Below are 6406 nucleotides of genomic sequence, written 5' to 3'. Positions count from 1 at the left end.
CCGGCGGCGACGGCGGCGGCGGCGAAGTCGTGCCCGTCGACTCGGCTGCCGGCCAGGGCGACGAACAAGGCGCCGTCGCGGACCTCGCGGGAGTCGACGACGACCGAACGCACCGTGACGCCCGGGTCGGGCACCGCGTCGAGCCGGCCGCCGGTCGCCGACGCGACCTCGGCCAGGGTCAGCGGGATCATCTCCCCTCCACCGAGGAGAGCGCGGCGCGCAGGACGACCCGATCGTCGAAGGGGGTCACCACCCCCGCCTGTTCCTGGCCCGACTCATGACCCTTGCCGGCGACAACGACGGCGTCCTGAGGTCCGGCCTCGGCCACGGCGGCCGCGATGGCCGCGGCGCGGTCCGGTTCGACCAAGACCGTGGCCGAGGCCGACAGCGCCGTGACCCCGGCGAGCATCTGGGCGAGGATCTCCGCCGGATCCTCCGAGCGCGGATTGTCGTTCGTGAGGATCGCGACGTCGGCGAGTGTCGCCGCGGTGGCCCCCATCAGCGGGCGCTTGCCGCGGTCGCGGTCGCCACCGCAGCCGAGCACGACGATGACCCTGCCCTTCACCAGCGGGCGAACCGTCTCGAGCAGCGTCGTGACCGCGTCCGGGGTGTGCGCGAAGTCGACCAGGGCCAGGAACGGCTGGCCGGCGTCGACCCGCTCCATCCGGCCGGGCACCCCGGGCAGGGAGCCGATCCCCGCCACCGCCGTGGCCGGGGGGACCCCGATGGCGACGAGCAACGCCAGCGCGCCGAGCGCGTTGGCGACGTTAAAGGCGCCGGGCAGCGGCACGGACAGATCCACCCGCAGCCCGTCCGGACCCTCGGCGCGCAGCAGTGTGCCGGTCGGCCCGTAGGAAACGTCCCGGGCCGTCCAGTCGGCCGGCCCCTCGACGGCGAACGTGATCGCGCCGGGATGCCGTTCGGCGAGCCGGCGGCCCCACCGGTCCGCCACGCCGATCACCGCGACGGCGGTCCGGGCCGGGTCGAACAGGGACGCCTTCGCCGCGAAGTAGTCCTCCATGGAGGAGTGGAAGTCCAGATGGTCCTGGCTGAGGTTGGTGAACACGGCCCCGGCGAAGTGCAGGGCGTCGGCCCGGTGCAGGGCCAGCGCGTGGCTGGACACCTCCATCGTGGCAGCCCCCACGCCACGCTCGACCATCGTGGCGAGCAGGGCCTGCAGGTCGCTCGCCTCCGGGGTGGTGCGGGCGGAGGCCAGCCGTTCGTCGGCGATCCGGGTCTCGATCGTGCCGATCAGGCCCGTGGTGTGGCCGGCGGCGCGCAGCCCGGCGTCGAGCAGGAAGGCCGTGGTCGTCTTCCCGTTGGTGCCGGTGACGCCGAGCAGGCGCAGCGCCGCAGAGGGATCACCGTAGATCCTCGCCGCCACCGGGGCGAGGTCACGCCGTGGATCGTCGCTGACAAGCACCGGGACTTCCCCGGGGGGGCCGGGCGGCATGGCCGCGATCCGGCGGGCGCCCTCGGCGTCGGTGAGCACGGCGACGGCGCCGCCGGCCACCGCGGCGGCCGCGAAGGCCGCACCGTGCGTGTGGGCACCGGGCAGTGCCGCGTGGAGGTCGCCCGGCCGGACCGCATGCGAGTCGTGGGTGACGCCATGCACGATCACGTCCGTGTCCGCATGCGTGTCCGACGGCGAATGTCCCGCACCCGCGAACGCCGCCGGCTCCGGGACGGGCGCCACGGCCGCGAGCACCGCGCGCAGATCGGCGAGGCTGCACGCGGGCGGGGCAGCCGGTCGAGGTGCCGGAGAGGTCACGGTCACGACCTTAGTGGGGGCGGGCACGGCCATCCCCACGGGCGCCCGGGCACGGCGGTGGTCCAGCCGACCTTCCCCGCCCACCACGTCCCGGCGCGGATCGCGATCATCTGTCCAGGTCGAGCAGGAGCGGTGCGGGCCTGGTGATCGGCTGTGGCACGCCGAGGGTGGTCAACGCGAAGGACATGACACGTTGGAACACGGGCGCGGCGACCTGACCGCCGAAGTAACCCTTCTTCGGGTTGTCCAGGACGATCTCCACCACCACCCGCGGATCATCCGCCGGGGCGAACCCGATGAACGAGGGAACGTAGCCCTGGTAACCGCCGTGCACCGGGTCGGGCCGTTTGGCGGTGCCCGTCTTGCCGGCCACCCGGTAACCGGGAACCTCGGCAAGCGGCGCTGTGCCCTCGTTCGTCGCCACCGCCTCGAGCATCCGGGTGAGCGTGGCCGCGGTCTGCGCGCTGACGACGCGCTGACCAGGCGGTTGGGGAGTCACCTTGACGACGCCGTCCGGACCGGTGATGGCGTCGACAAGCCGCGGGGTCACGCGAACACCGCCGTTCGCGATAGTCGCGTACACCGAGGCCATCTGGAGCGCCGTCGCCGACATGCCCTGCCCGTAGGAAATGGTGGCGGCCTGGCTGCCCGACCAGTCCCGGGCTGCCGGCAGCAGGCCGGCGCCCTCGCCGGGGAAGTTCAGACCCGTGCGGGCACCGAGCCCGAACGAGCGCAGCGCCTGCTCCAGCCCGGTCCGCCCGACCCGCTCGGAGATCTCCACGGTGCCGATGTTGCTGGAGCGGGCCAGGACGCCGGCGGCGGTGAGATGTTCGACGCCGTGCGGCTCGGAGTCCTCGATGCGTACCCCACCCCGGGTGATGAACGGCGGGATGGTCATCGGGGTCTCGGAGGTGATCAGACCGCGGTCCAGCGCCGCGGCCATCGTGATCACTTTGTTGACGCTGCCGGGCTCGTAGGCGTCCCGCGTGGACCGATTGCCCAGCGCCGGGGTGTCCCGGGCGGTGATGTTGTTCGGGTCGAACTGCGGCGCGTCGGCCATCGCGAGGATGTCCCCGGTGCGGGGGTCCATCACGACGGCCGTGCCGCCGTCGGCCTCGGAGGTACGGACCGCGTCGGCGATCGCGTTCTGGGCGTTCCACTGGATGTCCCGTTCGAGGGTCAGGCGCAGCGAAGAACCCGGGATCGGGTCCTTCTCGCGGCTCTGGCCCGAGGGGATCTCGATGCCCGCCGGGTTCGCCTCCAGTCGGCGAAGGCCGTCGGTACCGCGCAGCACCTCGTCATACGCCAGCTCCAGCCCGCCGCCGCCCTCGAGGATGTCACCATCGCCGTGCCGCATGAACCCGATGACGTTCGCGGCCAGTTCCCGGGACGGGTAGGTGCGTCCGCGTTCCTCGGTGATGCCGATACCGCGCAGCCCCAGGGCGCTGACCTTCTCCGCCACGTCCGGAGTGAGCCCGCGGGCGAGGTAGACGAACTTGATGTGCTCGGCCGGGTCGGTGGTAAGCCGTCTGCGCAACGCCTCGGTGCTGTCGTCGAGGACCGGCGCGAGCTTCGCGGCCGTCCCCGCGATGTCCCTGACGTTCGTCGGGTTCGCGTAGACGGCCCGCAGCTCGACATACTGCGCGAGCGTGTGGCCCGCCCGGTCGGTGATGGCGCCACGCGCCGCGGGCAGCACGATGGTCCGCAGCCGCTGGGCCTCGGCCTGGGCCGCGTAGGTGGAGGCGGAGAAACCCTGCAGCTGGGTCAGGCGCAGCCCGAGGACACTGAGGACCGCGCACATGAGCACGATGGACACCCGCAGCCGCCGACGCGGGCTGCCCAGCCGGTAGGCGCGACGAGCCGGGGGGTGCCGCGGCCGGCTGACCCGACCGGGACGCCAGGGCACCGAGCCCGGCCGGCCCACATACCGGCCGCCCGGATACCGGCCGTCGTGCTCCTCGTCGCCGTACTCGTCCGCACCGGGCCCGTCGCCGACCGCCCGACCCGGGTCGTCGACATCCCTCCGCAACCGACCGCCATACACTGAAGGTGGCGGTGGAGGAACAAGGCGTAGCCGTCCGCGGCCGCGCTGAGGGGAGCCCGGGGACGTCGAGCTCACTGCCCGGCTCCGGCCTTTCCCGCCGCCCCGATCGCGGCACCACCGGCCGCGGCAGCGTTCGCCCCGGTGGCGGGAAGGTGGGCGTGAGCGGTTCCGCCGGCACCACCCGCCGTCGCGCCGGCCGCTGGCTGACCGTTCTTCCCGGGACCGCCGGTCTTCCCGGGACCGCCGGCCGGGCTCGGGCCGGGCGATGCGGGCACGACGATGATGACGGACCCGCTGCCCGGTTCCCGGGCCAGGGTCCGGGAACCAACGGGCAGCGGAGCGCCCGGCGGAAGGTATTCCGGTATCCCGCCGGGGATCATGCCGTAGCGGGAGGCCTGCGCGGCCAGCGACGCCGGATCGGAGAGCTGGTCGGCATGCACCGACAGCGCCTGTTCCTCGTCGGCCAGGGCGGACGCCCGATTGCGCAGAGTGTTGGCCTGGAACGAGTTCTCCATCAACGCCAGGTTCAGCAGCAGCAGGCAGAGCAGACCAGCGCCCAGCAGGACCAGCAGCAACACGACGAAGGGACCCTTGCGGCCCCCGTCCGGCGCCGGCCGGACCACCGCGAGCCGCGCCCGGCTCGACGCCCGGCGCGGCTGCGGGCCGATGGCCGGAGCGGTCGCGGCGGCCGAGCGGGCCGCGGGCCGCCCCGTCGAGGGGGTCGGGGCGCTTGTCATCCGCCCAGGGCCCCCTTGCCCGGAGCCGGTCCGGGCGGAGGCGGTCCGGGCGGAGGCGGAACCGGAACGCCCGGCGCGGGAGAGCGGCTGCGCGGGAGCGGTCACGATGCACCTCCGGTCGGTTTCCGGGTGTGGTCCGGGTTCGGCGCGGTACGTTCGACGGCACGCAGGCGGACGGAGGCCGCCCGCGGGTTCTCGGCCTTCTCGGTCTCGCTCGCCGGTTCCGCACCTCGGGTCAACCAGCGCAACCTGGGGCCCGCGCCCTCGGGCACCACCGGCAGGTCCGGCGGGACCGAGGCCTCCGCGTAGCCGCGCAGTTGCCGCTTGACCAGTCGGTCCTCAAGCGAGTGGTACGACAGGACGACGAGCCGGCCGGACACGGCCAGCGCGTCGAAGGCCGCGGGCAACGCCCGGGCGAGCACGTCGAGTTCGGCGTTGACCTCGATACGTAACGCCTGGAAAGTACGTTTCGCCGGATTGCCGCCGGTCCGCCGGGCCGGCGCCGGGATGGCGTCACGTACCAGGTCGGCGAGCCGCGCCGAGGTGGCGAACGGGGCGACGGCCCTGGCCTGGACGATCGCACCGGCGATGCGGCGGGCGAAGCGCTCCTCGCCGTATTCCCGCAGGATGCGGGTCAGCGCGTCGGCATCGTAGGTGTTGAGGACGTCGGCGGCAGTCCTGCCCTGTGTCTGGTCCATCCGCATGTCCAGCGGCGCGTCCCGGGAGTAGGCGAACCCACGGTCGTCCGTGTCCAGCTGCAACGACGACACGCCGAGGTCGAACAGGATGCCCTGCACCACCGGATGACCGAGCCGGTCCAGAATCTCGGCCACCTCGTCGTAGACGGCGTGGACGAGCTCCACCCGGCCGGGGGCGAGCCCGTGCAGCCGCTCACCGCTGCGCTCCAGGGCGTCGGGGTCGCGGTCGATCCCCACCAGCCGTACGTGCGGGAAGGCCGTGAGCACAGCCGCGGCATGCCCACCGAGACCCACCGTCGCGTCCACCACGATCGCTCCGGATGCCCGCAGGGCGGGAGCCAACAAAGTCAGTACACGGTCGGTCAGCACAGGCGTATGTGTGGCGTTCAGTGCTGAGCCTCCCTCGACCGCTCGTGGACCTCGTCTTCAGATGTGCTGACGGGCATGGGGGGCTTCGTCGGCGGAAGGCACCGGGCGGCGGGCCCGGGTCGGGTGACCGGGGCCGACCGCCCTCGCGTACGTCCCGGATGCCGGCCGCCGGGGAAGGGACAGCCGGAGGGGACGGTGCGCGTGGCGAGCCCGCGGAGCACCCGGATCCATGAACCCAAGGCAGCTCAGATCACTCCGGGCAGGACCTCCTCGGACAGCTCGGCGAAGCTCTCCTCCTGGCTTTCCAGGTAGGCCTGCCACCGCTGGGCATCCCAGATCTCAATCCGGGTGTTGGCCCCATTGACCACGCAGTCGCGCATCAAGCCCGCGTAGGACCGCAGCGGAGCCGGAACCGTGATCCGCCCCTGCCGGTCCGGCACGTCGTCCGCGGCCGAGGAGAAGAACACCCGGCTGTAGTCACGCAACGCCTTTGCGGTAACCGGAACGGTACGGAGGGACTCGCTGATCCGGGTGAACTCCGCCATCGGAAAGACATACAGGCAGCGTTCCTGCCCCTTGGTGATCACAAGCCCCCCCTCCAACTCGTCGCGGAATTTCGCGGGTAGCGTCAGCCGCCCTTTGTCGTCGAGCCGCGGCGCGTGGCTGCCGAGAAACACCGGCAACCTCCTCGCCACTGCGAGGAAGACAGCGACAGGCTCACCCCGCGACGGCCACCCGTAAGCTGCTGTCCCCCACTGCAGCGCCACTCTACCCCACTCCCCCCCAC

Annotated in this window: 6 protein-coding genes; all 6 read right to left on the bottom strand. The window is 72.9% G+C overall.

Translation table 11 applies throughout. The features are described 5' to 3' along the window. On the bottom strand, positions 1-191 hold a 191-nt coding region (locus AC08ON_RS08400), incomplete at its 3' end, for a Mur ligase domain-containing protein (RefSeq protein ID WP_476616738.1). Continuing rightward, the gene (locus tag AC08ON_RS08395) at positions 188-1804 is read right to left on the bottom strand and encodes a UDP-N-acetylmuramoyl-L-alanyl-D-glutamate--2,6-diaminopimelate ligase (RefSeq protein WP_476607077.1); all 1617 of its coding nucleotides are present in this window, start codon (positions 1802-1804) and stop codon (positions 188-190) included. The genes AC08ON_RS08400 and AC08ON_RS08395, both read right to left, overlap by 4 nt. Positions 1805-1877: 73 nt before the next feature. After that, complete coding sequence (locus AC08ON_RS08390) at positions 1878-3800, bottom strand: peptidoglycan D,D-transpeptidase FtsI family protein (RefSeq protein ID WP_476607076.1); 1923 nt, start codon at positions 3798-3800, stop codon at positions 1878-1880. Between the two features lie 86 nt (positions 3801-3886). Continuing rightward, positions 3887-4552: a cell division protein FtsL gene (ftsL, locus tag AC08ON_RS08385; RefSeq protein ID WP_011435850.1), complete on the bottom strand. Its 666-nt coding sequence runs from the start codon at positions 4550-4552 to the stop codon at positions 3887-3889. A gap of 101 nt (positions 4553-4653) precedes the next feature. Beyond that, positions 4654-5640 (bottom strand): 16S rRNA (cytosine(1402)-N(4))-methyltransferase RsmH, encoded by a 987-nt coding sequence (rsmH, locus tag AC08ON_RS08380; RefSeq protein WP_476607085.1) that lies wholly within the window; start codon positions 5638-5640, stop codon positions 4654-4656. Positions 5641-5864: 224 nt separating this feature from the next. Further along, positions 5865-6406 (bottom strand): division/cell wall cluster transcriptional repressor MraZ (gene mraZ, locus AC08ON_RS08375; RefSeq protein ID WP_476616737.1); only part of this gene is annotated, 542 nt, incomplete at its 5' end.

The organism is Frankia sp. CoWAU3 (genome assembly GCF_977971855.1).
This window is presented reverse-complemented; position numbering and strand designations above follow the sequence as displayed.

Coding starts and splice junctions, on each gene's coding strand:
- AC08ON_RS08395 (WP_476607077.1), bottom strand. CDS start 1,804: ATGGCCGTGCCCGCCCCCACTAAGGTCGTGACCGTGACCTCTCCGGCA.
- ftsL (WP_011435850.1), bottom strand. CDS start 4,552: ATGACAAGCGCCCCGACCCCCTCGACGGGGCGGCCCGCGGCCCGCTCG.